We start from the raw sequence: 25,524 nt of genomic DNA on the forward strand, positions 1-25,524 counted from the left end.
GTGACTCCCGCACGCGTTCCAGGCGTGTGACATAGGCCGCTAGTCGAATCCTCCATGTCGAACGGCAAAACACACGGAAAAGCCGTGGCTTCGACGTACTCATGAAAGGGTACACAACGCTGCCTTTAGATTCCAAATCCGGTGCTAGGGGTTGGAAAGTGGGCGTCAATAAGAAAGAACGAACGAGCCTTTGGAACAACGAGCGCGCGTGGGCTAGTATGGGCAACGGATTCCGCGCGGCGTGTATCTTGTGAACTCCCCCAGGGCAGGAATGCAGCAAGGGTCAACGAGCTCTGACGGGTGCGCGGGGTCCCCTTTTTTATGCTCGCGCTACAGCCAGTTCTTGCGCTTAAACCACCACCACATCAGCAGGATCACCGCAAGGTTCAACAGTAGGCAGTAGTAATAGCCATACTCCCAGTGCAACTCCGGCATGTTGTCGAAGTTCATGCCGTACACGCCCGCGATCATCGTCGGCGGCGCGGCCATTCCGATGATGGACGAGATCGTGCGCATGTCCTGGTTCTGACGCAGCGAAATGATCGCCGAGCTGGCCTGGATGAGGGAGCTCAGGCGCTCGTCGAAAGAGTCGATCTTGTCCTTGGCCAGCATGGCGTGGTCCAAGACATCGCGGAAGAAAGCCCTGACGTGCTTGGTTGTCAGATCCTTGTGGTTTTCGATCAAAGCGCGCAGCGCCGGAATCAGGGGGCCGATGGCGTGGCGCATCTCCAGGATCTCGCGCTTCAGGGTGTAGATATTCTCAATGTTCGTCTCGGCACGGAGGGTGAAGACCTCCTCCTCCAAGTTGTCCACGCGGTCTTCCAGCGCCTCGGAGATGCGGGTGTACTCGTCGACCAGGTAGTCCGTGATGGCCCACGCGATGGCCATCGGACCTGCGCTGCGCAGCTCGGGCGCCTGGTGCAGGCGGGCTTCCGGGTCGGGCAGTTCCGTATCGTGGGCAATCACGATGATGAACTTCTGGCTGATGACCATCTGCACCTCGCCGGTTTGGATGAGGTCACGCCGGTCGATGAGGTCCTTATTGCCCGCGTACTGCACGGAGCGGACGACCGTGAACAGCTGGTTCTCGTAGCGCTCCAGCTTGGCGCGCTGGTGGGCGGTCACGGCATCCTCGACGATGAGCTCGTCGACGTCGTAGCATTTCGCCACCTTCAGCATCTGCTCTTCCGAGGGTTCCTCTAGGGTGACCAGCACAAAGCTGCCCCTGCTGGGGGTGGCTAGATCCTCGATCTCTTTCAGCGCGGTGGCATAGTTCGCCTGGCCGGGGGTCTGCTTGCCCTCGACGTAAAGGCGGCACTCGCGGATGGCGCGTTCAACGGGGACCCGGACTCGGTTGGGTTCGGTTTTTGCCATAGTGGATCCTTTCCAACTATTTCAACTACATCCGGCGAGAACTGACGCACGGTAACTCTATGCAAACTCTATGCACCTTAGCCCGTCGATATCCTATCGCCCGCAAGGTAGCCCCGCAGGCGCTGAGTTTCGCCGGGGCTGTGGCGCCGGGCGGCGCCGGGGCACGCTCTGGCGGGGGCGGTGTCCGGCAAGTCCGTTAGACTGGCAAAGGTAAGCCATACCGAGGGTAAACCCCAGCACGCCATAAGCGGGAGAGAATTTACATGAAGATCGAAAACGTAAACGCAGAGCTCCTCCTCAGTATGAAGGAGGACGTCCGCCAGGCCTACGAAGAGCTGCACTCCAAGGGGCTCAACCTGGACCTCACGCGCGGTAAGCCTTCGGCAGAGCAGCTGGATTTCTCGGTGGATCTGCTGAGCCTTCCGGGCGAGAACTTCACCTCGCCCTCCGGAGTGGATGTGCGCAACTACGGCGGCGGGGTTGGCCTGACGGAGATCCGCCAGCTGTGGGCGGACGTCCTGGGCCTGCCGGTGGATAACGTCATCGCCGGGGACGCTTCCAGCCTGAACATCATGTTCGACCTGATCAGCTGGGCCTACACTTTCGGCACCAACGATTCCGAGCGCCCCTGGTCGGCGGAGGAGAAGCTGAAGTGGATCTGCCCCGTGCCGGGCTACGACCGCCACCACTCCATCACCGAACTGTTCGGCTTCGAGATGCTGACCGTCGACATGACGGACGAAGGCCCGGACATGGATCAGGTGCGCGAGCTGGCGAAGGACCCGGCCGTGAAGGGCATGTGGGCCGTGCCGATGTTCGCCAACCCGACGGGCGTGACCTACTCGCAGCAGACCGCCGAGGCCCTGGCTGCCATGGAAACCGGCGCGCCGGACTTCCGCATTGTGTGGGATAACGCCTACGCCGTCCACACCCTGACCGACGAGTTCCCGGAGATCATCAACATCCTGGACGTCGCCGAGAAGGCGGGCAACCCGAACCGCTTCTGGGCGATGTCCTCTACCTCCAAGATCACTTTCGCGGGCGCTGGCCTGGCCTTCTTCGCTTCTTCCACGGAGAACCTGGAGTGGTACAAGAAGATCGCCAACGTGCGCGGCATTGGCCCGAACAAGGTCAACCAGTTGGCTCACCTGCAGTACCTGAAGGATGCCGAGGGCGTGCGCGACCTCATGCGCAAGCACGCGGGTTCCCTGGGGCCGAAGTTCACCCGCGTGGTGGAGATCCTGCAGCGCCGCCTGGGCGACCTCAACGTTGCCGAGTGGACCGTCCCGGAGGGCGGCTACTTCATCTCCGTGAACCTGCTGGATGGCACTGCTGCCCGCGTGGTGGAGCTGGCGAAGAAGGCCGGCGTGGCCCTGACCGCCGCGGGCTCGACCTACCCGCTGAAGCAGGATCCGAACGACCGCAACCTGCGCCTGGCGCCTTCCATGCCGACGATCGAGCAGCTGGAGGTCGCCATGGACGGCTTCGCCACCTGCGTGCTCTACGCCGCGATCGAGATGGTCGAGCACGACGCGGGCCAGCGCTAACCCACACCGTCAGACAGTAAGCAGGAGGCCACCATCAACACCGACGAAACACTGGTCTGGGTCCAGGGGCTACTCCCCGACGAGCCGACCGTCGCACGCCGCAAGGTCGCCGATTCCTTCCCCGAGTTCGCTGTGGCCGAGGTGTTTCTTGGTGACGCCCCCTCGCCCCAGAACGGCACACCCCAGGAGGGCGGCGAAGAACCCGTGCTGGCCGAGACGGTTGCAATGACCATCGACGCCGGACGTATGGAAACCGGCCTGGAGACCGAAGACGGCTCCGACCTGCGCGTGGAACTGCTGACCGTCGTTAGCGGGCACGACGATACCGCCGCCGACCTGCTGGCCCACGCCGCGACGATGATCTCCCAGGACCCCGGCCACTGGCCGCCGCAGCCCGGCACCATGCTGCCGAACGTGGTGCAGCAAATGGATGCAGATTCGGAGCGGAAGATCACCGCCCGCAACGGCCTGCTGGTGGTTCCCTACGTGTGGGACGAAGGTGTACCGCACGTCCACGAGGTCACCTCCGGCGGTGCGGGCCGCCACTCGAAGGAAGGCGAGACCGACGTGGAGTTCACCCACCCGGGGCGGCTGACCATCGTCGCGCAGCTGGTGATGCTGACGGACGAGGAGCTTGAGCTCGCGCAGACGGCCGGTGTGGCCGCGGTGCAGGAGCGGTTGGTGCGTGAGGGCGTCAATATCAACGACATATGGCGCTAGGCGACCGCAACGGGTCGTCTTAGGCGGAATGTAGGGTAGGTTCGTGGCACTTTATAGGAAATATCGTCCGGCGACGTTTGCCGAGGTCGTGGGGCAATCCCACGTGACCGAGCCGTTGTCGGTGGCGCTGGATAGCGGGCGGATCAACCACGCATACCTGTTTTCCGGGCCGCGCGGCTGCGGTAAGACGTCGTCGGCGCGCATCTTGGCCCGCTCGCTGAACTGCGTGGAAGGGCCGACGTCCACGCCCTGTGGAAAGTGCGAATCCTGCGTGTCGCTGGCGCCCGGCGGGCCGGGGAACCTGGATGTGACGGAGCTGGACGCCGCCACGCACAACGGCGTGGACGACATGCGCGAGCTGCGCGAACGCGCCTTCTACGCGCCTGCGGAATCTCGCTACCGGGTGTTCATTATTGACGAGGCGCACATGATCTCCACGGCGGGTTTCAACGCTCTGCTGAAGATCGTGGAGGAGCCGCCGGAGCACCTGATCTTCATCTTCGCCACGACGGAGCCGGAGAAGTTGCTGCAGACGATTCGCTCCCGAACCCACAACTACCCGTTCCGCCTGCTGGCGCCGCCGGATATGCGCGGGCTGCTGGAATCGGTGGTGTCCGGCGAAGGCGTGCCGGTGGAGGATGCGGTGTATCCGCTGGTCATCCGCGCGGGTGGCGGTTCGCCGCGTGACTCGCTGTCGATTATGGACCAGCTGCTGGCCGGTGCAGGGCCGGAGGGCGTGACGTACAACCGCGCGCTAGCTCTGCTGGGCGTGACGGATTCCACCCTCATCGACCGTGCTGTGGATGCGCTGGCGGAGCACGATTCTGCCGCCCTGTTTGCCGTGGTCGACGAGGTTATTGATGCCGGATATGATCCACGCCGCTTCAGCGAGGACCTGCTCGACCGTTTCCGTGATCTGCTGGTGGTGCAGGCCGTGCCGGATGCTTTCGAACGCGGGCTGGTAAACGCGCCGGAGGAGTCTCGTGACGTACTGCGCGAGCAGGCGGAGAAGATGGGGCAGGCGACGCTGACCCGCTGCGCATCCCTGGTGAACGAGGGGCTGGCGCAGATGCGCGGCGCTACGGCTCCGCGGCTGTTGCTGGAGATTCTGTGCGCGCGCATGGCGCTGCCCGCTGCTGGCATGACGGTGGAGGCGCTGGCTCAGCGCGTGGAGGCCCTGGAGAAGGGGCATGGCGGGACTGGCGGTAGCGTTGCTGGTGGCGGCGCGGACCGTAGTGGCGCGAGCGCGGGCACGGGCGCAGGAGCTGGAGCTGGTTCGAGTGCTGGGACAGGTACTGGCACGGGCGTGCGCGGCAGCCGGGCGGAAATGTTCGCTCGCCGAAGGAAGGCTGCGCAGGACGCAGCGGAGCAGTCCCCGGCTCAGCCCGCCGAGTCCCCCGAGGCAACGGAGACTTCTCGAGCACCAGAGACCTCGCCAGAGACGCCGCAGGAGGCTACACAGAAGGCAGTCCCCGCGACACCGGCTGAGATGTCGCAGGGGACGGAGCAGGAGTCAGCACAGCAAACCACGCAGGAGTCCCCGGCCATTGCCGAGGCGCGCCGGGCGCGCGACATCATGCAGCGCCACCGCCAGGCCAGCGCTGCGGAGTCTGCCGCTGCAACGGAAGAGCCCACGCCAGCCGATAGTGCAAGCTCGGAGGCTTCGGCGGAAGCGGCCGTCACAATTGATTCGGACTCCTGGGCGCGGATCATGGATGCCGTCCACGAGCTGGACCTTAGTGCTTGGATCGCCCTCCGAGGCGCCGCACCGCGCGCGTCCCAGCCCACTCCGGGCGAGATCCACGTTGACCACCACACCGGTTCACTGGCACGGCTAGTCAGTGGGCCGAAGAACGCGGAGGTTTATTCGCAGGCTATCCAGAGTGTCACGGGAAGCCCTGCGCGAATTGTCGTCTACGTCGGCGACGAAGTTGTCGGCGCCGATGCCGCCGGAACTGCCGGTGTCGCCGGGACTGCCGATGCCGCTGAAGCCTCCGGAGCCGCAGGAGGCGATGAGCCGGGAAAATCTGAACCGGCGGCGGCACAGCCCTCCGCCGGTGAGGGACAAACGCCAGCCTCCACACCGGTGAACCCTGTGCCAGCGGAAACCCCGATGGACGTAGCAGCCTCCCGCAGCGCCGCCTCCAGCGCCCTGGAGCGCGCCCGCGCGATGGAAGAAGCGATGCGCAAGGCCTCGCACTCCCACCGAAACGCAGGCACAGCGGGCATAGCTGGAGCGGATGCAGCGGGCGCCGCTACTGGCAGCCGGGGAGCGGCAGGCAAGGGAGCCGGAACTGCAGCCAATTCGGGTGAAGCAACCGCCGCGCAGGAAGACCCGAACTCCGGCTGGCGCGCCCGCGCCGAACGAGCCAAGGCCCGCAAGAAATACAACATGGAAAACGGCTTCAACGGCGTCCCCCTGCCTGATGAGCCGCCAGTCGATGCCTACGGAGACGCCCCCGTCGATACCTGGGACGGTAGCGCGGCCGCTAACGCTGCCGTCGATCCAGCAGCCGCCAACCCGGCAGCCGACGCGCCGCTGCCGCCCGAACCCTCGGACCCCTCTGATCCGTCTGATTCCTCCGGCCCGTCCGGCTCCCCAGGATCTTCTGCGCCGTCGGGAGCCTCCGCATCACCTGCGTCATTTGGACCGCCCGCGCGGACGCAAGAACCCCCGTCCCGGGCCGCGAACCGCCAGCCCCACGCTGGGGTGGGCGCTGCTGGGGGCGAGGGGGCGTCACAAAGTAAAGAACAAAAAGAACGCGACGAACTACTCGCCGACCTCGAGCGCGCACCCGGCGAGCGCGACCACCGCACGCCGCTGGAAATCGCAGGTGAACTGATTGAAAAGAGCCTCGGCGCAGAGAGAGTTCGCTAAGCGTGAACACAACCATCCGCACACGCGAAGGCGCCTAACACGCCTGTCCAAGCCGAGCGGTACAGTTGTGGAAGAACAAAACCAAGCACGAGAAACCTCGACGAAAGGTAAACAAAATGAGCCAGCCAGACATGAACCAGCTGATGCAGCAGGCCCAGCAGATGCAGGCGCAGCTGCAGGAAGCACAGCGCGAGATCGCCGCTTCCACCGTCAAGGGCGAGGCAGGCAACGGCCTGGTCACCATCTCCGTCGCAGGTTCCGGCGAGGTCACCGACATGGAGATCGACCCGAAGATCGTTGACCCCGAAGACATCGACACCCTGAAGGACCTGCTGCTCGGCGCTTTTAAGGACGCAAACCAGAAGCTGCAGACCCTCGCCGAGGAGAAGATGGGCCCGCTGTCCCAGGGCATGAGCGGCCTGGGCTTCTAAGCCTTCTAAGAACTCCAAAGCGAGACCTAGTTGTTCGAAGGACCACTACAGGACGTCATCGACGAATTCTCCCGGCTGCCCGGCATCGGGCCGAAAAGCGCGCAACGCATCGCGCTGCACCTGCTTAACGAAGAGCCGGAGGACATCGAACGCTTCCAAAGCGCACTCGGCCGCCTGCAACGCGGCGTGACGTTCTGCCGCATCTGCCACAACATCTCCCAAGAAGATGTGTGCCGGATCTGCGCGGACTCCAACCGTGACAAAAGCATCATCTGCGTGGTCGAGGAGTCCAAAGACATCCAGGTGATCGAACGCACCGCGGAATACCGCGGGCGCTACCACGTGCTCGGCGGAGCACTCGACCCGCTGAATGGCATCGGGCCGAAGGAACTGAACGTCACGCCCCTGGTGCAGCGCATCGGCGGGGCGCTGCCGGACGTCGCACTCGGCGCGAAGGACGGCGGGGCTTCTCTTGGCGACGCCGACACGCCCGCCGGTGGCGAACCCAGCGGCGCGGACGCAGCTGAAACGGGCAACGCCGAAACGTCCGCCGTCGAGCTCGACGTCCAGCCGGACGTCGAGTACGACGAAGCCCCCGAGATCACCGAAGTCATCATCGCCACCGACCCGAACACGGAGGGCGAGGCGACGGCCTCCTACCTCGGCCGCCTGCTGCGCGACTTTCCCGGGCTGACAGTCACGCGCCTGGCCTCGGGCATTCCGATGGGCGGGGACCTGGAGTTCGTCGACGAGCTCACCCTGTCCCGCGCGTTTGCGGGACGCACCGCGCTGTAGTTTCTGTAGCCGCTGGAGCACGACGGGACTATAACGGCGGGACTACAGTGGCGCCCATGAGTAAAAACCCTTTGCGCAACGCCCTCCGTCCGCACCACCTTTCCCGTGCAGCCGGAATTCGCTCCGCCGTATGGGGAACCGTCTTCGGAACCGCAGGCGTGCTGCACTTTGTTAAGCCGGAGGGCTTCGACAGAATCGTTCCGGAGGAACTCCCCGGCACCCCGCGCGCCTGGACGCTCGGCTCCGGAGCCATGGAAATCGCCCTGGCCACCAGCATCGCGGCATGTAGCCTGAAGCCCGAATGGCGCGGCGCGCTGCGCAGTACAATCGCCCCCGCCGCCGCACTCTTCCTAGTCGGCGTGCTCCCTGGCAACATCAAGATGGCCTGGGACTGGCGTGCCAAACCGCAGCCTGCGCGCGCCATCGCCTTCGCGCGGGTCCCCCTTCAGCTGCCGATGATCCTTAGCGTGGCCAAGCTCGGCGCTTAGAGGCGTTCCTTTCTTAGCGACGCCACCTCGCGCTCCAACTGCTTCGCCAGCTCACCCTGGAACTCGGGCAGCTCGGTGAGTGCAACCCCCATCGCGCGGGCCAACAACCAGTCCGCTAACTGCGGATTCCTGGCCAGCACGGGGCCGTGCATGTACGTCGCCACCACGGAGCCCTGCACGGCGCCTTCGGCGCGCGTCTGCCGGAGGGCATCCTCTCCGGAAAGCCCAGCGGCTTCTGCGCCGTGGCTATCGGTGTTGCCCGTGCCGCGGGTCAGGCGGCCCAGCGGTTCCGCATCCGCGCCCAGGATGGTGGCACCCATGTGGTTAGCGAATCCCGTCAGCGGCTCGGTCAGGCCTGCCGTGCCTGCGCCGCCAGCGCCAGCCTGAGCTGCCGTAGCTCCGCTCGTCACGGCGGAGGCCGCCGGGGTGGAGGCGATCTCGCCGATCATGCGTTCGGCGAGTTGGGACGTGGTGGCGTCAATAAGCCCCAAACCCTCAATCGTGCGACCGTGGCTGGTGAAGGACCGGCCAAACACCTGCAGACCTGCGCAAATAGCCAGAACCGGGCGGCCAGCGGCGACCGCGCGGGCAATGCCGCCGTCGTTGATCAGGTGTTCCGCAGCCAGAACCTGCGCGGTATCCTCGCCGCCGCCGACGGTGTAAACATCCAGGGACTCCGGGACGGGCTCGCCCAGGTGGATCGTGTGGATCTCCGCCGACAGGCCACGCATGCGGGCGCGCTGGCGCAGCACTAGGGCGTTGCCGTCGTCGCCGTACGTGCCCAGCACGTCGGGCAGGATCAGGCCAATGTTTAGCTCTGCGGTCATTTACGCTTCCCCTTCCTTGTCCAGCACCCGCTTCAAGTCACGGAACGCCGTGTAGTTCGCCAGAACCTCCACGCGGCCGGGCGGGCAGGAACGGATCGCCTCGACCGTGTCCTTAATCAGATTGTGCTCGACGGCTGCGTATCCGAGGCGGACCGCCAGATCTGTGCCGCGTTCGCCCGCGGCCACGACGTGTACGCCCTCGAAGTTCTCGAAGCGCACATCCCACAGCCACGAGAGGTCCTGGCCGTCGGCTACCTGCCCATTGACGCTGATCACGAGGCTATCGGCGGTGCGGTCCACCATCGACAGGGCCTCCTGCCAGCCGGCAGGATTCTTCGCCAGCATCAGGCGTACCTCGTGGTTGCCGAAATGCACCACGGAGTAGCGGCCCGCGACGTTATCCACCTTCTCCGCGGCGGCGATGGCCTGCTTGGTGGAGATGCGGCGGGGGAGCAGCTCGCTCAAAGCCACGGCGGCGGCGACGGCCTGGGTAGCATTGCCACGGTTCGCGTTGCCCGGCAGGGTTAGGTTCATCGGGTGCAGGTTGCCTTCGCGGTCGATCAGACCGTCGTCCGTGATGCGCCAATCGGGCTGTGGCCTGCGGAATTCCCGGCCATCGGGGAGCTTTTTTGCGGCGTACCAGTCCACCACGCCGTCTTCGCCAGTGCGGTGGATGATCGCGCCTTCGGTGCGCGGGCAGCTGGTGGAATCGCCCGCCCAGCCGAAGCCGGCACTGACCCATTGGACATTCGGGGAGTCCCAGGCGGCGGAGGTTACGGAGACATCGTCGCAGTTCGCGATGATCTGCATGTCGGGGCGGGCCTCTATGCACGCGCGGAGGGTGCGCTCGATCTTGTTGATTTCACCCACGCGGTCTAGCTGGTCGCGCGAGAGGTTCAGCAGTACCAGCACGTCCGCGTCGAGTTTCTCGGCGATTTTGGGGACGTGCAGCTCATCGACTTCCAGCACGACTGTGTCAGCGTCGCGGCCGGCCAGCAGCGCGCTGATCACGCCCGCGTCCATGTTGTCGCCACCCTCGTTAGTGCAGACGGTCGCGGCTGTGCGGACGGCGCCGGCCAGCATGCGGGTGGTTGTGGACTTGCCGTTTGTGCCTGTGACCAGCACCGTTGGGCGCTTCTTGCCATCCTTGCCGGCGCCGAGGCTAGCCATCAGTTGCGGGTCGATGGCCCCGCCGACCAGGCCGCCGATCATGCCGCCGGCCCCTCGCCCTGCCTTTCTTGACGCCCACGTAGCCAGCTGCGCCATGCGAATCGCAACGGAGCTGCGGAACCGCTGCAGCCCGGAGCGACGTGCGCCGGTTCGATCTGATTTATTCATGGGGACTAAGTGTACTCGCAGGGGCGTGCTGGAATTTGGAGGCTGGCGCGCCGGAGATGGCGAGCGTTAATCCATTTGGAGAACAGCGCGAAGTTCAGCGAAGAGTTCGGGCTTTACTAGGTGTGTGACAGTGCGACCTGTTCGGGCTTTGCGGAGCAGACCTGCATCGGTAAGCCGCTTTAGGTGATGTGAGACCGTGGGCTGGCTTAGTCCCGTGATGTCTGTTAGCTGGTTTACGCTGATTGGTTCGCAGCCTTTGGCTGCCAGGTGGGAGAGTATTTGCAAGCGGGCGGGGTCGGATAGGACCTTGAACAAGGTGGCATAACGGGCGGCCTCAGGATCCGATAGCGGTCCTTTGCTCAAGGAGCAGCATGCGGAGAGGTCTGCGAGCGGAACAATCTGCGGGGTAGCCATACGGAGCATCTTATATTGACAGATATCAATATGCCATTTATATTGACATACATCAATATGTCATTTGGTTTTATATCGACGTGTGTCAATGTCTAAGGAAGGTTGCATGACAGCTTCACAGCGCCCGCAGATGTCCTTTTTGGATAGGTTCCTGCCCGTGTGGATTATCCTCGCGATGGTTGCTGGGCTGCTCGTTAATCGGGTGGTGCCAGAAATCGGAGCGAAGCTCGGGGAGCTGGAGGTGGGAGGGATCTCGCTTCCGATCGCGCTCGGCCTGCTGGTCATGATGTATCCGCCGCTGGCGAAGGTTCGCTACGACAAAACCCGGCAGATTGCGGCGGATAAGCGCCTGATGGCGGTTTCCCTTGCCCTCAACTGGGTCGTTGGACCAGCGTTGATGTTCATCCTGGCCTGGGTATGTTTGCCTGACGAGCCTGAGCTGCGCACCGGGCTGATCATCGTCGGCCTGGCCCGATGCATCGCGATGGTTCTGGTGTGGTCGGAGCTGTCCTGCGGGGATAGGGAGTTGACCGCCGTCCTGGTGGCGGTCAACTCTGTTTTCCAAGTGCTCATGTTTGGAGTGCTGGGCTGGTTTTATCTGCAGATTCTCCCCGGCTGGCTGGGGCTTCCTACAACCTCGGCAGACTTTTCCTTCTGGTCGATCGTGGTATCTGTCCTGGTTTTCCTGGGTATTCCGTTGGCGGCTGGCTTGGCTTCCCGCGTGCTCGGGGAGAGGTTGAAGGGGCAGCAATGGTACGAGGAAAAGTTCCTGCCCGCGATTTCTCCCCTCGCGCTGATTGGTCTGCTTTATACGATCGTGCTTCTGTTTGCGCTGCAGGGAGAGCAGATTACGGACAACCCGTGGGCGGTGGCTCGGACGGCGGTTCCGTTGGTGGCCTACTTCGCTGGAATGTTTGCCCTGGCGCTGGCTGTGTCCAAGGCTGCGGGGTTGAACTACGCCCAGTCTGCTTCTGTGTCTTTTACCGCTGCGGGCAACAATTTCGAGCTTGCCATCGCCGTGTCTATCGGTACTTTTGGTGCGACCTCTGCGCAGGCACTGGCTGGAACGGTCGGCCCGCTGATCGAGATTCCGGTACTAGTCGGGCTGGTCTACGTCATGCTGTGGGTGGGGCCGAAGCTCTTCGCTGGCGACCCGACACTGCCCGTGCGGCACAGCAGTCCAGCACGTTCCGTTTCGATGGGGAAGGATTAAACCATGAGCAATAAACCCAAGGTACTTTTCGTCTGCGTAGGCAACGGCGGCAAGTCACAAATGGCGGCTGCCTTGGCGGACAAGCATGCTGGCGAGGCCATCGAGATTCATTCCGCTGGCACCAAACCGGCGACCAAGCTCAACACGGAGTCGGTGGAATCCATCAGCGAGGTCGGTGCGGACATGTCCGACGGCCGCCCCAAGGCTGTAGATCCGCAGTTGCTGCGGGAGGCTGACCGGGTGGTCATTCTCGGCAAGGACGCCCAGCTGGAGCTACCCGCCGACGCGCAGGGAACCCTCGAGCGGTGGGTTACCGACGAGCCCTCCGGGCGCGGTATTGAGGGCATGGAGCGCATGCGCCTGGTGCGTGATGACATTGACGCCCGCGTGCGCGCACTTATCACCGAGCTGAAGGGCGACTAACCGGCATCGACCTGGGTGACTAACCGGCACCGACCTGCCTGCTGGCTAGTCACCACTGGGCCGCCTGCTGGCTAGCAAACGCCGGCCAGTCTGCTGGCTATTAGGGGAGATGTCCAAAATTCCACGTCTTAAAATATAACTAATCTATTCCTGCAGGTCAGACGGTTGCGTTTTTTGGCTGCAGATGAGCTACTTTTGATAACTCGTAGATTTTGGACATTGACGCTCTAGCTGCCTCCCAGCTCCGGCGCCTTCGAAGGAGGGGGCGAGGTACGCCGGGCTAGTTTCCGCCGTTGGTGGAGCCCCCGGAACCTCCGGAACTCTTGCGGCGCCGACGCCTCCGACGATTTCGCTTGCCGCTGGGCCCCGGGATTTTCCCCTCGTGGCCGCCGGAGTTTGCATTGCCCTTGTGGCCGGAAGGGTTGGAGCCACCGTTCTTGTTCGACTTCTTAGACTTGCCGGATTTGCCCGAGCCAGAGCCACGCCCGCTGGAGCCAGACCCGCCAGAGCCATAGCCGCTAGAGCCGTGTCCGCCAGACCCCGAGCCGCCACGCGGCCCGGCCAGCCCGCTGGTCCGCGGGCGCGCGTCCGCACCAGGCTTCGCCGGAACGTCCTCCTTTTCGCCGGGCTGCACGTTATCCAGCAGAGCCAGGAAGTCCTCGTCCCGGATCAGGGGAATGTTCTTCCGGTCGGCGTGCATCGCCTTGCCCCGCAGCTCGTAGTTTTCGTTGCACACCACCAGCGAGCTGCGACGATTCAGCTTCTCGCTATACGCCAGCCCCGCGGCAACACCCTGGCCGATCAGCACGTCCGGGTCGATCGCCACATCCGGGCTGACCACAAACTCCATACCCTCAACGAGCGGCTCCCCGCGCTTCCACGCCCCGGGGTTTACGTATGGGCGGGGAGAGTTGGCGGCGTCAATACGTAGGCCACTACGCCGCAGCCCAAATTGATCGGCCGCGAGGTCCTCAGGATCCAGCACGGTCAGCTCGCCGTTGCGCTGCTGCGCGAGGGCGAGGGCGGCGGTGAGGCGCGCGTTCGCCTCGAGGAGCTCGTCGGGGTCGATGTCTTTTTTACTTAGTGACGCCACCGCGCCCACCTCTGGCAGCGCTGCCGCAGGGGCAAGCACGGCGGATCGCCCGGCATTTGTGGGAGCGTTTGCGCTGGTAGAGGGGTCGGTGGTGGAGCCGGGGTCGGCGGTGGAGCTTGGAGTGGGAGCTGTAGTGGTGGAGTCGGCGGTGGCGGCAGCGTCGGCGGCGCGGTTGTAGCTGGTGACGATGGCGCGCAGGCGGGGGTCGGTGGAGTCGATGGCCTGGCGGCGTGCGGTGGCGAGTGTGTCGATGATGGAGACCGGTGCGGGGATTGGCTGGCGCCGACCACCGCGACCGCGGCCGCGGCTGCGACGGCCGCGGTTCGCTGAGCGCTGCGACAGTTTGAACTCGTGGGTGATGAAGCCCCACACGTAGTCGGACTCATGCATGATGAGCGTGCGCCCGTCCAAGGCCTGGTGGATCAGCTGCGCGCTGGAGTTGAAGCCCAGCGCCTGGGAGAGCTCGTTGACCTGGTAGCCGTGGAGGTGCCAGGGGCCGGCGTCTTCGCCGGGGTTGAGGTGGCGGGTCAGCGCGCCGACTTCTGAGCCGATGTTGATGGTCGGCAGTTCGTCGGCGTTTTTAACGTCGGCGCGGGCTTCCGCGCCTGGAACGCCCGAGCTGGAGACAGCGGAGGAAGCGTCCGCGCCGGGGCCGAAGAAGACCACGGAAAGCGCCACCAGCCGGGAGGTTTTCGGGTGAATGCCGGAGGTGGAAATACTCACGGCCGCAAAGGGGGCCTCCTCCTTGGAGGGGAGGTCGTGCAGAGCGGACTCGAGCTCCTCGCGGGGGCTCGAGTGGCCGTTGTCCTCGCTGGAGTGCTCTCCCGCTACCGGCTCGGAGTGCTCCTCGGCCGCCAGCTCGGAGCGCCCTTCGGTTCCTGCGGGGGAATGGTTGTGGGCGGAGGAGTGGGCGTCCGAAGAACTACCGTCAGAAAAAGAAACAGCGAGAGAACCTGCAGGGCGAGTCACCCTGCGGCGCGGGCGCCTTGGACGGCGCGCGCCGGAGTGCCCTGAGCCGCCGTGCTCGGGGCAGGGGGCGGCCGAGTGATCGTTCTCGTTCATGGACTACATACTACCCAGCGGGGAACCGCGCCCCGCTGGCAGGCTGCGTGGTTCCGGGACCCTAGACTCCCTGGGAAACCCCAGCGGCGGCATCCTGCGAACGGTTCACCGCGGAAGTGATGGCCTTCAGCGAAGCGTAGGTAATGGAGCTGGCGATGCCCACTCCCCAGTACTTCGCGCCGTTGATCTCAGCCAGGACGTAGGCGGCGGCCTCAGCGTCATCGCCCGAGGTGCGGGCGTGCTGGCTGTACTCCTGCACCTCCACGTCGTAGCCCAGCTCTTCCAGCGCGTTGCAGTACGCATTGATCGGACCGTTGCCGCGGCCCTGTACCGTCTTACCCTCGCCGTTGAACTCGATCTGGCCGGTGACCTTGGCCTCTTCGCCCTCGTTCTGGCCGCCGTCGACGGTCAGGGAGATGGTCTCGATCGGGGCGACGCGGTCCAGGTACTCGCCGGAGAAGATGTCCCACATGGCCTTCGGATTCACCTCGCCGCCCTCGGCATCGGTGACGGCCTGCACGACGGAGGAGAACTCCACCTGCATTGGGCGCGGCAGCTGCAGGTTGTGGTCGGTCTTCATGATGTAGGCCACGCCGCCCTTGCCGGACTGGGAGTTCACGCGGATCACGGCCTCGTAGGAACGGCCAACGTCCTTCGGGTCGATCGGCAGGTAGGGGACCTCCCAGGTCTTCTCGACCATGGCCTCCTGGGAGACTTCCTCGGCGGTGGCGTCCGGGTCGATCTTCTCCGCGATGGCATCCAGGCCCTTGTTGATCGCATCCTGGTGGGAGCCGGAGAATGCGGTGAACACCAGGTCGCCGCCGTAGGGGTGGCGCTCCGGCACGCGCAGCTGGTTGCAGTACTCAACGGTGCGGCGGACCTGGTCGATGTCGGAGAAGTCGATCTGCGGGTCCACGCCCTGGGTCAGCATGTTCAGCCCCAGGGTGACCAGGCAGACGTTGCCGGTGCGCTCGCCGTTGCCGAACAGGCAGCCCTCGATGCGGTCGGCGCCGGCCATGTAGCCCAGCTCGGCGGCGGCCACGCCGGTGCCGCGGTCGTTGTGCGGGTGCAGCGACAGAATGATGGAGTCGCGGCGGTTCAGGTTTCGGTGCATCCACTCGATGGAGTCCGCGTACACGTTCGGGGTGATCATCTCGACTGTCGAGGGCAGGTTCAGGATGATCGGGTTCTCCGGCGTTGGGTCCATAACCTCGACGACTGCGTCGCAGACTTCCTTGGCGTAGGCGACCTCGGTGCCGGTGAAGGATTCGGGGGAGTACTCCCAGCGCCAGTTCGTGTCCGGGTAGTCCTTGGCGATGGTCTTGATCAGCTCGGCTGCGTCGGTGGCCAGCTTCTTGATGGCCTCCTTGTCCTTGCGGAATACGACCTTGCGCTGCAGCTTCGAGGTGGAGTTGTAGAAGTGGACGATGACGTTCTTCGCGCCCTCGCAGGCTTCGAAGGTGCGGCGGATCAGGTGCTCGCGCGCCTGGACCAGCACCTGGATGGTGACGTCGTCGGGGATCATGTTGTTCTCGATGATCTCGCGGACGAAGTTGAAGTCGGTTTGGGAGGCAGACGGGAAGCCGACCTCGATCTCCTTGTAGCCCATGTCCACCAGCAGTTCGAACATGCGGCGCTTGCGCTCGGGGCTCATCGGGTCAATCAGAGCCTGGTTGCCGTCGCGCAGATCCACGGCGCACCATTGCGGCGCGCGGTCGATGACCTTGTCCGGCCAGGTGCGGTCCGGCAGGGTAATTTTCTCTACCTCTTCGAAGAACGGCTGGTAGCGCGCGTGCGGCATGGAGGAGTTGCGCTGCTTGTTCCAGGCGGGCTGGCCTTCGGGGATCTCGCCGTTCGGGGTGTTGATGCGGGCGGGCGCGGAGATGAAAGTGTCGTTAGACATGGGTGGGGGCTCCTGAAAAGAATTGTTTGTTCTTGGTTGTTATTCCCGACCGGCAACGCCAAATTCCGCGACGGGGTGCCGGTCGGTCGTTGAGCTGTAAACTCAAATCTCTTAGAACCTTTGAGCCCCGCCGCGTCGCAGAAGCAGGTTGCGCGCTGGCGTAGTCATAGTCACCACTATAGCCCGAGTATTAGGTGCGTCACAGGGAGAGTCCCCAAAACCGCCCAAAAACGCGCTAAATCCCACATTGTGGGAAATCTGTCCCTCAATGTGGGGTACTTGTTGCGGTTTTTCTTTGTGGTTCTTTCTTTATGACGCCGTCGTCTCCGCTTCTGTAGTTCCAGCGTCCGTTCCTGAGTTCGTGTTGGCGCCCGTCTCCGAGGTTGAGCCGGTGGGAGTGTCTGTGCCCGCGGTTGAACCGGCGCCCTCCGCGGCGCCTTCATCCCCGTCAATCGACTTACGGCTCAGAATCACCGTCGAGACTGTCATGACCGCAATGGCAGCCGCCATGTAGGCGTACTCCCACCCTTCGATCTGGAACTTTTCGCCCAGCACGATGTAGCCCAGCACGAACGCCACTAGCGGCTCCACCACCGTCATCGCCGGTAGGGAGTCCTTCAGCGGTCCGGCGTTAAACGAGGCCTGCTGCACCGCCGTGCCTATGGCCGCGAAGACGATCAGCGTCCATAGCTCCCACGAAGCTAGCAGTGCGGTCATTCCAGCATCGCTGAAAACGTCCACCACGGCCTTCGAAAGTACGGCGACATATCCCATGATCGCGCCGGTGATAGACCCCAGCACCAGCGCGCGCAGCGCCGCCGCCTGCTCCAGCGCATACACAAAGAAAGCCAGCAGGATCACCGCGCCGATACTCAGGCAGACCAGCCACACGGCCAGGTCCGGTTCGCGGTGGCCGGCGGCGGGTTTACCGCGCACAACGAGGATGGCCACTGCCACCGTCAGAAGCCCCGCCCATGCTGTTTCGGACGCCGATATTCGTCGCCCGTCGTATTTCGCCGACAGTGGCAGTGTGAACATTAGGGAGAGTACGAGAATCGGCTGCACCACCAGCAGCGTTCCGAACGCCAGCGCCACGATCTGCAGGAGGTACCCAAACAGGGCGCTGGCCACGCCGACCCACCACATGGGCTGCTTGATGGCATCCCAGATGGCGCCGCTGCGGTTCTCGCCGGAGGCGACGGCGATGCGGTGGCGTACCACCGTCCCCCAGGCGATGGTGAGCGCGGACCCTAGCGCGAAAACAACTGCGAGAGCGTTGTTTTCGAGCATTGTTGCCCCTTCACCTCTTTATTGTCTTCTTGGCCGGTCGCACTGTGTTGCGCCGAGTGGGTGCGCTTACGCTAACGCACCGAATTCGCGTGCTTCGTACTTTGGGTACTTTATCGGATGCCGGAGGTTGCGCCGGGCATTAGTCCGCGACGCGCGTGTTACGTATGTGACGCATGTGGCGTAAGGGGGTGTGGGCGTCAGAAAGAAAAAAGAGTTCCCCGAACCCTACCCCCACCTCGGCAGACCAAGTAGTCTAAAGTCTGACTAAGACTAGACCCGGAAGGTGGCAACAACCAGTGGCGCTCATCGTTCAGAAATACGGCGGCTCCTCGCTGGAAAGCGCGGAGAGGATCCGGCGCGTAGCCGAGCGAATCGTGGAAACCAAAAAGCAGGGCAACGACGTGGTCGTCGTCTGCTCCGCAATGGGAGACACCACCGACGACCTGCTGGAACTCGCCGAGCAGGTCAACCCCGTGCCGCCCGCACGCGAGATGGACATGCTGCTGACCGCTGGCGAGCGAATCTCCAACGCGCTGGTCGCCATGGCCATCGCCTCCTTCGGTGCCGAGGCGCAATCCTTCACCGGCTCGCAGGCAGGCGTGCTGACCACCGAGCGGCACGGCAATGCGCGCATCGTGGACGTCACTCCCGGCCGCGTGCGGGAAGCCCTGGACGAAGGCAAGATCTGCCTCGTCGCCGGCTTCCAAGGTGTGAACCGCGAGACGCGCGACGTGACCACCCTCGGCCGCGGCGGCTCCGATGCCACCGCAGTCGCCCTGGCCGCGGCGCTCAATGCCGACGTGTGCGAGATCTACTCCGACGTCGACGGCGTGTACACCGCGGACCCGCGCATCGTGCCGGACGCCCAGAAGCTCGACACGATCTCTTTCGAAGAAATGCTGGAGATGGCAGCCGTCGGCGCGAAGGTGCTGATGCTGCGCAGCGTGGAATACGCCCGCGCATTCGACGTGCCCCTGCGCGTCCGCTCCTCGTATAGCACCGACATCGGCACCCTCGTCTCTGGATCAATGGAGGATATTCCCATGGAAGAAGCAGTACTCACCGGCGTGGCACACGACCGCTCCGAGGCCAAGATCGCCGTCCTCGGCATCCCGGACTCCCCCGGGGAAGCAGCGAAGGTTTTCCGCGCCATCGCTGATGCCGAGATCAACATTGACATGGTCGTGCAGAACATCAGCAAGATCGACAACAACCGCACGGACATCACCTTCACCTGCCCGCGCACGGACGCCACCCGCGCGATGCAGCTGCTGAAGAGCATCAAGGAGCAGAACGACTGGCAGGAAGTCATCTTCGACGACCACGTGGGCAAGGTTTCCCTGGTCGGCGCTGGCATGAAGTCCCACCCCGGCGTGACCGCCGACTTCTGCGAGGCTCTGCGCGACGCGGGTGTGAACATCGAGCTGATCAGCACCTCCGAGATCCGCATCTCCGTGCTGATCCGCGATACCGACGTGGACAAGGCTGTGCGCGCCATCCACGAACGCTTCCAGCTGGGCGGCGACAAGGAAGCCACCGTGTACGCTGGGACGGGACGCTAAAACAGCAGCCTAAGCAGATAGAAGAGGTAGATCCCCGAATGACCACCATCGCTGTCGTCGGAGCCACCGGCCAAGTCGGTCGCGTTATGCGCGACATCCTCGTCGAGCGGAACTTCCCGGCGGACAAGGTACGATTCTTCGCCTCCTCCCGCTCTGCGGGTAAGGAGCTGGAATTCCGCGGCGAGCAGATCGTCATCGAGGATGTTGCCGCCACCGCCACCGAGGATCTGCGCGGCATCGACATCGCCCTGTTTTCCGCAGGCGGCGGAACCTCCCGCGAACACTCCCCGCGCTTCGCCGAAGCCGGCGCCATCGTCGTGGATAACTCCTCGGCCTTCCGCAAGGACCCGGAAGTCCCACTGGTCGTCTCCGAGGTGAACCCGCAGGACGTCAAGAACCCGCCCAAGGGCATCATCGCCAACCCGAACTGCACCACCATGGCCGCCATGCCTGTCATGGGTGCGCTGCACAAGGCGGCAGGCCTGAAGCAGATGCACGTCAGCTCCTACCAGGCCGTTTCCGGCTCCGGGCTGGCCGGCGTGGACGCGCTGGTGCGCCAGGTGCTGGACAACCTGGTCGCCACTGAGAGCACCATCGACGAAGAGGGTCTCCGCCAGCTGGTGCACAACGGCTCCGCCCTCAAGGCCGAAGACCTGGGTCCCTACGTGGAGCCCATCGCCTTCAACGCCCTGCCGCTGGCTGGCAACCTGGTCGACGACGGCTCGGAGGAGACCGACGAGGAGCAGAAGCTGCGCAACGAATCCCGCAAGATCTTGGGAATCCCCGAGCTGCGCGTTGCCGGTACCTGCGTGCGCGTGCCTGTCTTCACCGGCCACACCATGACCATCCACGCGGAATTCGACCGCGACATCACCCCGGAGACCGCCCGCCAGTTGCTGGCCGAAACCCCGGGCGTGAAGGTCGTGGACGTACCCACCCCGCTGGCCGCCACGGGCATCGACGAGAGCCTGGTCGGCCGCATCCGCCAGGATCAGACCGTCGATGGAAACCGCGGCTTGGTGCTGGTTGTCGCCGGCGATAACCTGCGCAAGGGCGCCGCGCTGAACACCATCCAGATCGCGGAGCTGCTGGTCTAACACGGCGCCGCTACAGCAGCGCCCGAGCCAAACGGCGGGCGCGGTGCCTAGCCCTGCGAGACCGGCCGGGCCGCCAGGCAGCGCGCCCGGCCGCTAGGCCTCGCTACCGCAGCACCCCGGCGCACATGGCTTGCCGTTGAATGTGCGGCCGAAGTCCGGAACTGTTGCCAGCTCGCCGACCACCTTCGCCGCCAGCTCGCGCGCGGCCTGCTGATCTTCAGAGAGGTTGGCGCTGGGGGCGTCACCACCAACAACAAGATCAACCACCATCCCCGCGAAACCGGCGGTCAAACCCGGGGTGGCAACGCGCACGAACGGGATGCCCGCCTCCGCGGCGGCATCGCGGGCCTCCGTATCCAGATCCCACTTGACCTCCATGTGGTCGGTGATGAAGCCAACCGGGCACAGCACAATCGCGCGGGTGTTGCCGGCCTCCGCGCGCGCCTCGATGTGGTCGCACACATCCGGCTCCAGCCACGGCACGTGCGGCGAACCAGAGCGCGACTGCCACACCAGCTCAACGTCCAGATCGGTGTCGACACCAACATCAACCTCTACCGTCTCACCAGTGTGCGCAGGCCCATCCCCGCGGCCGCCGACGTTTTCGTGGCGGGAAAGCCGGCCAGTCCATCCGTACTCCGCACCACTACCAGGGGTGTTAGCGAAGCTACTGGCCTGCTGGATCAAACGCGAGGCATCCAGCACCTGCTGGGAGTACAGATTCCCGCCGAACTTGTGCGGGCCCGCCGCCTTATCCGCCACCGTCGGCACCGAATGCGCGGTGAAAACCAGGTCTGCCTGCGCGGCCACGTCCTCGCCATGCTCGGCACGCAGCTGCTCGCGGGCCGCATCCACGGCTCGGGCGAACTCCGCGATGAACGTCGGGTGGCGGTGGAACTGTGGCAGGCGCTCCACCTTCGGCGGTTCCAGGCCAGCCTCTTCGCACGCGGCGATGGCGCGGCGCAGATCCTCCTGATACTGCGAGCAACCCGAGTAACCGCCCCACGCGCTGGTGGCGAAGACGTACACATGGCGGATGCCGTCGCGGGACATCTGCTGCAGCGCATTCTCGACGTAGGGCTCCCAGTTGCGGTTGCCGAAATACACGGGCAGGTCGATGTCGCGCCGGGCCAGCTCAGCTTCGATGTTGCGGATCAGCTGCTTGTTCTGGTCGTTGATGGGGGAGCGGCCGCCGAGCGCAAAGTAGTGTTCGCCGACCTTCTCCAAACGCTTGCGGGGGATGCCGCGGCCGCGCGTGACGTTCTCCAGGAAAGGCACCACGTCCTCGGCCTTCTCCGGGCCGCCGAAAGACAACAGCAGGAGGGCGGAATTGGGGGCGATAGCGGGGGTTTTAGCACTCGTGCTCATGTGAACTAGCCTAGCCCGTTGGCCCTGTGGTTCCTTAAACGAGCCGTGGCGCGTGGCTGTACTCGGGTTAGGCTACGCCGAAGCGGCGCTTGTTCTTCTCTTTCTTTTCTTTCTTTGTGACGCCACCTCGTCCCTCGCCAGCCATCTCAACCAAGTCGGCGCGGGCGCGGGCAACGCGGGAGCGGATCGTGCCCACGCGGACGTTAGCGATCTTCGCGGCCTCGGCGTAGGTGTAGCCCAGCACCTGCGTGAGGATCAGAGCCTCGCGGCGTTCCGCCTCCAGCTGGTTGATGAGGGCGCGAGTGTCCACCCACTCCGCCCAGCTTTGCCCGCCAGTGGTTTCGGCGGCGGGGGTGGCGCTGGTGGCGTCCTCAATCTCCGTGGCGGAACTGCGGGGGCGGGCCATATCGTGGCGTACGCTATCGACCCACACGCGGCGGGCGAGGGAGAGGATCCAGGTGCGGGCCGTGGAGCGGGCGGCGAATCGCGGCAGGGCGCTCAAAACACGCAGGTAGGTCTCCTGCGTGAGGTCGTCCGCACGGTCGGTATCGGCCAGGTGAGCCAGCAGGCGCCACACGTCGTCGTGCGTGGCGGAAATGAATTCTGTCAACGCCTGGCGGTCGCCGCTGGCGGCGCGCAGGGCGAGGTCGGTCACGGCGGCATCGTGCGCCTGACTGCTGGTTGCCTGGCTGGTCATGGACAAAGCCTAACACGCGGGTGTGGAGATTCTGGCAAGGTGGAATGCATAGCCAAAGCTATTAGGTATCTGGAGGTACCCATGACTGCTACGAATAATGACGGCACCAATAACGACCCAATCACCACGGCCAAGGACGTCGCCTCCCGCGGCGTGTGCCCCTACTCCGGGGCCTCGACGAACGTGAATGGTTCCCCGGTCAGCACCGAGGAGCACTCCGCGACCGTGGGCCAGCAGGGTCCGCTGCTGCTTTCCGACGTGCACCTGGTGGAAAAGCACGCGCACTTCAACCGCGAGCGCATCCCGGAGCGCAACGTGCACGCCAAGGGCTCCGGTGCCTTCGGTGAGTTGACCATCACCGAGGACGTTTCCAAGTACACCAAGGCGGACCTGTTCCAGCCGGGGCGTGTGACCCCGATGCTGGCCCGCTTCTCCACCGTCGCGGGCGAGCAGGGCTTCCCCGATGCGGTGCGCGACGTGCGCGGATTCTCGCTGAAGTTCTACACCCAGCAGGGCAACTACGACATCGTGGGTAATAACACCCCGGTGTTCTTCCTGCGCGATGGCATCAAGTTCCCGGACTTCATCCGTTCCCAGAAGCGCCTGGCGGATTCCGGCCTGCGCTCCGCGGACATGCAGTGGGATTTCTGGACCCGCTCCCCGGAGACCGCACACCAGGTGACCTACCTGATGGGCGACCGTGGCATCCCGACGGACTTCCGCCATATGGATGGCTTCGGCTCCCACACCTACCAGTGGATCAACGCCGCCGGCGAGCGTTTCTGGGTGAAGTACCACTTCAAGACCCGCCAGGGCTGGGACTTCTACACCGAAGACGAGGCCGCTAAGGTCATTGCTTCGGGCAACTTCGATTCCTCCCGTCAGGATCTTTATGACGCCATCGAGCGTGGCGATTACCCGACGTGGGATGTGAAGGTGCAGATCATGCCTGTCGCCGAGGCGGAGGATTACCGCTGGAACCCGTTTGACCTGACGAAGACCTGGTCGCAGAAGGATTACCCGCTGATTCCGGTCGGCCACTTCACGCTGAACGAGAACCCGCAGAACTTCTTCGCCCAGATCGAGCAGGCTGCCTTCGCGCCGTCGAACCTGGTGCCGGGCATTGGGCTGTCCCCGGACAAGATGCTGTTGGCCCGCGCCTTCGCCTACGCCGACACGCAGCGTTACCGCCTGGGCGTGAACTTCCACCAGCTGCCTTCCAACCGTTCCGTCGTGGCAGAGAAGAACTACTACACGGCCAAGGATGGCGCGGGTAACCAGGAGTTCCCGCCGGCCGGCACTCCGGTGTACTCCCCGAACCGCTTCGAGCGCGGCGAGGGCGCAAACGACGTCAACGACGGCTCCGGTGCCGTCGAGCAGGGCGTGGCCGCCGGTGAGTCCCAGTACGGCTTCGGCCGTGGCCAGGAATCCGCCGTGACTGCCGCGGAGGAGCTGGGCCTGTACGACGATCTGCACGGCACCGACCTGACCCGCGGGGCATACGTCCGCCACCCGGAGGACGATGACTTCATCCAGGCAGGCCAGCTGGTGCGCGAGGTTCTGGATGACGCCGCCCGGGAGCGCCTGGCAAACAACATCGCAGGCGCGATGGACGGTGTGTCTGACCAGGTGGCCGAGCAGTGCTGGACCTACTGGGGCAAGGTCGACGAGAACCTGCGCGATCGGGTGAAGGAAATCTTCACCGACAAATAGACTCCACTGGCCGCAGCACGGCGCCCGCCGGTTCACGTAGGCTGGGCGCCGCAACGAATCAAACAGACAGTTTTGGCGAAAGGATTGGTTCACTCATGAGCGAGGCACTGTACACAGCAAAGGCACTTTCTACCGGCGGCGGCCGTGACGGCCACGTAGCCACCGACGACCGCCAGATCGACCTGGACGTTCGCCCGCCGAAGGCACTGGGTGGCTCCGGCGAGGGCACGAACCCGGAGCAGCTGGTCTCCGCAGGCTGGGCCGCCTGCTTCAATGGCGCCCTGCAGAAGACCATCAAGGAGGCTGGCGTAGAAATGACCCAGTCCCCGGAGGTCACCGTCGAGACCACCCTGAACAAGGTTCCGGAAGGCTTCCGCCTGTCCGCGAAGATCACTGCCACCGTCTTCGGCGTGGATCAGGACAAGGCCGACGAGCTGGTTGCAGATGCTCACGCATTCTGCCCCTACTCCAAGGCCATGCGCGGCGAGATCGACGTTGAGGCCGAGGCCGTCGTCGGCTAGTTCCGCTGCAGCGGTCAGTAGCTGACGGTCTGCGCTCGCGCCTAGTAACTGGCTCCGGGTGCCCAGCAGCCAGCGCCGCAGGAGCAGAAACGAGTCCGCCCCCACCAAGGAAGTGGGGGCGGACTCGTTTCCTATTGGCGCTACTTGGGCTCTTTCGCCTTCTGACCACCGGACAGCGGCACGGTGTGGTCCCAGTGCGTCGCATGCAGCGCGCGGCCCATCACGTATGAACCGACGGCGCCGATCACCAGCAGCGCAGTGATGGCGACGATCGCGCGGATCAACTCGCCCAGCACAAACCCTTCCGTCGACCAGGAGTAAACCAGGTTGGCGCTGATCAGCAGGGGAAGCCCCACGCCGACAGCTGGACCGACCATGTTGACCTGACTGATGGCGTCCGGAGCAAGGTACATCGCGCGGGCAGAAACAAAGATGAAAAGCGCCCCGAGAATGGCGAGCACACCCGCGGTAATCGCGCCGAGCCAACCCGGCTCGCTGAACTCGACCATTTCGCCGGCGGCGGCGAGGATTGTTGTGGACATTTAGCGCCTCCCTCGAGAAATGATGCGGGCATAAGCGATCGTCGACAGCGCGCCGAACAGGCCGGCGAACAGTGCGACCTCATAGGTGATCGCCGTGCGGTGGAAGATCGAATAACACAAAAACAGGCCGGCCATCGCCATAAACACCATGTCGGAAAGGACGGCGCGGCGGGCGTCATTATGCGTAGAAACAGCGCGCCACAGCACCGTAAACAGCGCGACAACAAC

The 25,524-nt window shown here is 64.5% G+C and carries 22 protein-coding genes, 1 other RNA gene and 1 pseudogene; 13 read left to right on the forward strand and 11 right to left on the reverse strand.

What is annotated here, in order from left to right:
* Positions 1–224 precede the first annotated feature (224 nt).
* Positions 225–319: signal recognition particle sRNA small type (gene ffs, locus Q0331_RS01220), an RNA gene on the forward strand.
* A gap of 11 nt (positions 320–330) precedes the next feature.
* Here ffs and Q0331_RS01225 read toward each other — a convergent pair.
* The gene (locus tag Q0331_RS01225) at positions 331–1,374 is read right to left on the reverse strand and encodes a magnesium and cobalt transport protein CorA (RefSeq protein WP_298074156.1); all 1,044 of its coding nucleotides are present in this window, start codon (positions 1,372–1,374) and stop codon (positions 331–333) included.
* Between the two features lie 263 nt (positions 1,375–1,637).
* On the opposite strand from Q0331_RS01225, the gene Q0331_RS01230 reads away from it, so the two are divergent.
* From Q0331_RS01230 to Q0331_RS01255, 6 genes are all read left to right on the forward strand, one after another.
* Complete coding sequence (locus Q0331_RS01230) at positions 1,638–2,921, forward strand: aminotransferase class I/II-fold pyridoxal phosphate-dependent enzyme (RefSeq protein WP_298074157.1); 1,284 nt, start codon at positions 1,638–1,640, stop codon at positions 2,919–2,921.
* A 132-nt stretch (positions 2,922–3,053) separates the two neighbouring features.
* On the forward strand, positions 3,054–3,641 hold the full coding sequence (locus tag Q0331_RS01235) for a suppressor of fused domain protein (RefSeq protein ID WP_367274946.1): 588 nt from the start codon (positions 3,054–3,056) through the stop codon (positions 3,639–3,641).
* Between the two features lie 43 nt (positions 3,642–3,684).
* Positions 3,685–6,519 (forward strand): DNA polymerase III subunit gamma and tau, encoded by a 2,835-nt coding sequence (locus Q0331_RS01240; RefSeq protein WP_298074160.1) that lies wholly within the window; start codon positions 3,685–3,687, stop codon positions 6,517–6,519.
* Between the two features lie 116 nt (positions 6,520–6,635).
* Positions 6,636–6,950: a YbaB/EbfC family nucleoid-associated protein gene (locus Q0331_RS01245; protein WP_005292353.1), complete on the forward strand. Its 315-nt coding sequence runs from the start codon at positions 6,636–6,638 to the stop codon at positions 6,948–6,950.
* A 30-nt stretch (positions 6,951–6,980) separates the two neighbouring features.
* A complete protein-coding gene (gene recR / locus Q0331_RS01250) occupies positions 6,981–7,745 on the forward strand; it encodes a recombination mediator RecR (RefSeq protein WP_298074162.1) in 765 nt (254 codons plus the stop codon).
* A 56-nt stretch (positions 7,746–7,801) separates the two neighbouring features.
* Positions 7,802–8,233, forward strand: a complete 432-nt coding sequence (locus Q0331_RS01255; protein ID WP_298074164.1) for a hypothetical protein — start codon at positions 7,802–7,804, stop codon at positions 8,231–8,233.
* Here the strand turns inward: Q0331_RS01255 and Q0331_RS01260 are convergent.
* From Q0331_RS01260 to Q0331_RS01270, 3 genes are all read right to left on the reverse strand, one after another.
* Positions 8,230–9,060, reverse strand: a complete 831-nt coding sequence (locus Q0331_RS01260) for a type 1 glutamine amidotransferase (RefSeq protein ID WP_298074166.1) — start codon at positions 9,058–9,060, stop codon at positions 8,230–8,232. The two genes, Q0331_RS01255 and Q0331_RS01260, sit on opposite strands and share 4 nt — an antisense overlap.
* Positions 9,061–10,398: a MurT ligase domain-containing protein gene (locus tag Q0331_RS01265; protein WP_298074169.1), complete on the reverse strand. Its 1,338-nt coding sequence runs from the start codon at positions 10,396–10,398 to the stop codon at positions 9,061–9,063.
* Between the two features lie 66 nt (positions 10,399–10,464).
* Positions 10,465–10,812, reverse strand: a complete 348-nt coding sequence (locus tag Q0331_RS01270) for a helix-turn-helix transcriptional regulator (protein WP_298074172.1) — start codon at positions 10,810–10,812, stop codon at positions 10,465–10,467.
* A gap of 106 nt (positions 10,813–10,918) precedes the next feature.
* On the opposite strand from Q0331_RS01270, the gene arsB reads away from it, so the two are divergent.
* Together arsB and Q0331_RS01280 are read left to right on the forward strand one after the other, a co-directional pair.
* Complete coding sequence (gene arsB, locus Q0331_RS01275) at positions 10,919–12,025, forward strand: ACR3 family arsenite efflux transporter (RefSeq protein ID WP_298074173.1); 1,107 nt, start codon at positions 10,919–10,921, stop codon at positions 12,023–12,025.
* 3 nt (positions 12,026–12,028) lie between these two features.
* Entirely contained in the window at positions 12,029–12,448 is a 420-nt protein-coding gene (locus Q0331_RS01280) for a low molecular weight phosphatase family protein (protein ID WP_298074175.1), read from the forward strand.
* A 280-nt stretch (positions 12,449–12,728) separates the two neighbouring features.
* Here Q0331_RS01280 and Q0331_RS01285 read toward each other — a convergent pair whose 3' ends face one another.
* From Q0331_RS01285 to Q0331_RS01295, 3 genes and pseudogenes are all read right to left on the reverse strand, one after another.
* The gene (locus tag Q0331_RS01285) at positions 12,729–14,603 is read right to left on the reverse strand and encodes a DNA polymerase III subunit epsilon (protein ID WP_298074177.1); all 1,875 of its coding nucleotides are present in this window, start codon (positions 14,601–14,603) and stop codon (positions 12,729–12,731) included.
* A 61-nt stretch (positions 14,604–14,664) separates the two neighbouring features.
* Positions 14,665–16,506 (reverse strand): 2-isopropylmalate synthase, encoded by a 1,842-nt coding sequence (gene leuA, locus Q0331_RS01290; protein WP_298074179.1) that lies wholly within the window; start codon positions 16,504–16,506, stop codon positions 14,665–14,667.
* A gap of 450 nt (positions 16,507–16,956) precedes the next feature.
* A pseudogene (locus Q0331_RS01295) lies at positions 16,957–17,796 on the reverse strand (DMT family transporter); the annotation flags it as partial.
* Positions 17,797–18,092: 296 nt separating this feature from the next.
* Here Q0331_RS01295 and Q0331_RS01300 point away from each other — a divergent pair.
* Positions 18,093–19,358 carry an aspartate kinase gene (locus tag Q0331_RS01300; protein WP_298074180.1) on the forward strand — a complete coding sequence of 422 codons (1,266 nt, stop codon included), beginning with the start codon at positions 18,093–18,095 and terminating at the stop codon, positions 19,356–19,358.
* A gap of 38 nt (positions 19,359–19,396) precedes the next feature.
* Positions 19,397–20,455 (forward strand): aspartate-semialdehyde dehydrogenase, encoded by a 1,059-nt coding sequence (locus Q0331_RS01305; RefSeq protein ID WP_298074183.1) that lies wholly within the window; start codon positions 19,397–19,399, stop codon positions 20,453–20,455.
* A 93-nt stretch (positions 20,456–20,548) separates the two neighbouring features.
* Here Q0331_RS01305 and Q0331_RS01310 read toward each other — a convergent pair whose 3' ends face one another.
* Positions 20,549–21,823: a ferrochelatase gene (locus Q0331_RS01310; RefSeq protein ID WP_298074185.1), complete on the reverse strand. Its 1,275-nt coding sequence runs from the start codon at positions 21,821–21,823 to the stop codon at positions 20,549–20,551.
* A 67-nt stretch (positions 21,824–21,890) separates the two neighbouring features.
* On the reverse strand, positions 21,891–22,520 hold the full coding sequence (locus Q0331_RS01315) for an RNA polymerase sigma factor (protein WP_298074187.1): 630 nt from the start codon (positions 22,518–22,520) through the stop codon (positions 21,891–21,893).
* An 81-nt stretch (positions 22,521–22,601) separates the two neighbouring features.
* On the opposite strand from Q0331_RS01315, the gene Q0331_RS01320 reads away from it, so the two are divergent.
* Together Q0331_RS01320 and Q0331_RS01325 are read left to right on the forward strand one after the other, a co-directional pair.
* The gene (locus tag Q0331_RS01320; RefSeq protein WP_298074188.1) at positions 22,602–24,233 is read left to right on the forward strand and encodes a catalase; all 1,632 of its coding nucleotides are present in this window, start codon (positions 22,602–22,604) and stop codon (positions 24,231–24,233) included.
* Between the two features lie 95 nt (positions 24,234–24,328).
* Complete coding sequence (locus Q0331_RS01325; RefSeq protein WP_298074190.1) at positions 24,329–24,754, forward strand: organic hydroperoxide resistance protein; 426 nt, start codon at positions 24,329–24,331, stop codon at positions 24,752–24,754.
* A gap of 140 nt (positions 24,755–24,894) precedes the next feature.
* On the opposite strand, the gene Q0331_RS01330 is transcribed toward Q0331_RS01325, so the two are convergent.
* Together Q0331_RS01330 and Q0331_RS01335 are read right to left on the reverse strand one after the other, a co-directional pair.
* Positions 24,895–25,296, reverse strand: coding sequence for a Na+/H+ antiporter subunit G (locus Q0331_RS01330; protein ID WP_298074192.1), 402 nt, complete (start codon positions 25,294–25,296; stop codon positions 24,895–24,897).
* A partial coding sequence (locus Q0331_RS01335; RefSeq protein WP_298074194.1) for a monovalent cation/H+ antiporter complex subunit F occupies positions 25,297–25,524 on the reverse strand: 228 nt, incomplete at its 5' end.

Source organism: uncultured Corynebacterium sp. (genome assembly GCF_937999985.1).
In the GTDB taxonomy this organism is placed as follows: domain Bacteria; phylum Actinomycetota; class Actinomycetes; order Mycobacteriales; family Mycobacteriaceae; genus Corynebacterium.

Bases quoted from the DNA above. Each gene is read 5' to 3' on its own strand.
- Q0331_RS01225 (WP_298074156.1), bottom strand. From the start codon at position 1,374: ATGGCAAAAACCGAACCCAACCGAGTCCGGGTCCCCGTTGAACGCGCC.
- Q0331_RS01230 (WP_298074157.1), top strand. From the start codon at position 1,638: ATGAAGATCGAAAACGTAAACGCAGAGCTCCTCCTCAGTATGAAGGAG.
- Q0331_RS01245 (WP_005292353.1), top strand. From the start codon at position 6,636: ATGAGCCAGCCAGACATGAACCAGCTGATGCAGCAGGCCCAGCAGATG.
- Q0331_RS01255 (WP_298074164.1), top strand. From the start codon at position 7,802: ATGAGTAAAAACCCTTTGCGCAACGCCCTCCGTCCGCACCACCTTTCC.
- Q0331_RS01260 (WP_298074166.1), bottom strand. From the start codon at position 9,060: ATGACCGCAGAGCTAAACATTGGCCTGATCCTGCCCGACGTGCTGGGC.
- Q0331_RS01265 (WP_298074169.1), bottom strand. From the start codon at position 10,398: ATGAATAAATCAGATCGAACCGGCGCACGTCGCTCCGGGCTGCAGCGG.
- Q0331_RS01270 (WP_298074172.1), bottom strand. From the start codon at position 10,812: ATGGCTACCCCGCAGATTGTTCCGCTCGCAGACCTCTCCGCATGCTGC.
- arsB (WP_298074173.1), top strand. From the start codon at position 10,919: ATGACAGCTTCACAGCGCCCGCAGATGTCCTTTTTGGATAGGTTCCTG.
- Q0331_RS01280 (WP_298074175.1), top strand. From the start codon at position 12,029: ATGAGCAATAAACCCAAGGTACTTTTCGTCTGCGTAGGCAACGGCGGC.
- Q0331_RS01285 (WP_298074177.1), bottom strand. From the start codon at position 14,603: ATGAACGAGAACGATCACTCGGCCGCCCCCTGCCCCGAGCACGGCGGC.
- leuA (WP_298074179.1), bottom strand. From the start codon at position 16,506: ATGTCTAACGACACTTTCATCTCCGCGCCCGCCCGCATCAACACCCCG.
- Q0331_RS01305 (WP_298074183.1), top strand. From the start codon at position 19,397: ATGACCACCATCGCTGTCGTCGGAGCCACCGGCCAAGTCGGTCGCGTT.
- Q0331_RS01310 (WP_298074185.1), bottom strand. From the start codon at position 21,823: ATGAGCACGAGTGCTAAAACCCCCGCTATCGCCCCCAATTCCGCCCTC.
- Q0331_RS01315 (WP_298074187.1), bottom strand. From the start codon at position 22,520: ATGACCAGCCAGGCAACCAGCAGTCAGGCGCACGATGCCGCCGTGACC.
- Q0331_RS01320 (WP_298074188.1), top strand. From the start codon at position 22,602: ATGACTGCTACGAATAATGACGGCACCAATAACGACCCAATCACCACG.
- Q0331_RS01325 (WP_298074190.1), top strand. From the start codon at position 24,329: ATGAGCGAGGCACTGTACACAGCAAAGGCACTTTCTACCGGCGGCGGC.
- Q0331_RS01330 (WP_298074192.1), bottom strand. From the start codon at position 25,296: ATGTCCACAACAATCCTCGCCGCCGCCGGCGAAATGGTCGAGTTCAGC.